The organism is Rhizobacter sp. P1_G5 (assembly GCF_056405435.1).
The window spans coordinates 1-559 of sequence record NZ_JBFUCB010001206.1 but is presented as its reverse complement, the minus strand read 5'-3'; the positions used below and the strand labels follow the sequence as shown (position 1 = coordinate 559).

Annotated in this window: 1 protein-coding gene; it reads left to right on the top strand. The window is 45.3% G+C overall.

Going from position 1 to position 559, the window contains the following annotated elements; genetic code table 11:
* On the top strand, positions 1 to 201 hold a 201-nt coding region (locus AC1D12_RS34985), incomplete at its 5' end, for a hypothetical protein (protein ID WP_477845627.1).
* Positions 202 to 559 lie beyond the last annotated feature (358 nt).

The window sequence follows — 559 nt, the reverse complement described above, 5'->3', positions numbered from 1 at the left end:
ACCTTGCAGAGCAATTACGATGTTATCGTCGCATTTTTTCTGAAGGGATTGCAAGCCGGAACATTGACTTTCGAACCTCTCGAGATTATTTACAAGGAACGATCGAGTGAGATCTTGTCATCATTGCCCACAAGATTCTGGGAGCTGATTCAGACTTACACAGCCCCGCAGGAAAATCAATTCTTTTTATTCGTTCGGTGACATCCAGTGCTGTGTAAGTCTGAATCAGCTCCCAGAATCTTGTGGGCAATGATGACAAGATCTCACTCGATCGTTCCTTGTAAATAATCTCGAGAGGTTCGAAAGTCAATGTTCCGGCTTGCAATCCCTTCAGAAAAAATGCGACGATAACATCGTAATTGCTCTGCAAGGTGTGTGCGGGGCCCATAAAAGCTACTGAACTGAGTAGCTGATAGAGTTTAGCGCGATAGTCCGATTCGGGGAATATAAATGGCTTCTGAAGAGTCGCTCCGGGAAGCTGAATAGTCCGCGATGTCATTTGCATTGACCACAGCCGATCGTGTAATGTGCTGAAATTTCTGATGTCATGGTTCTCGGT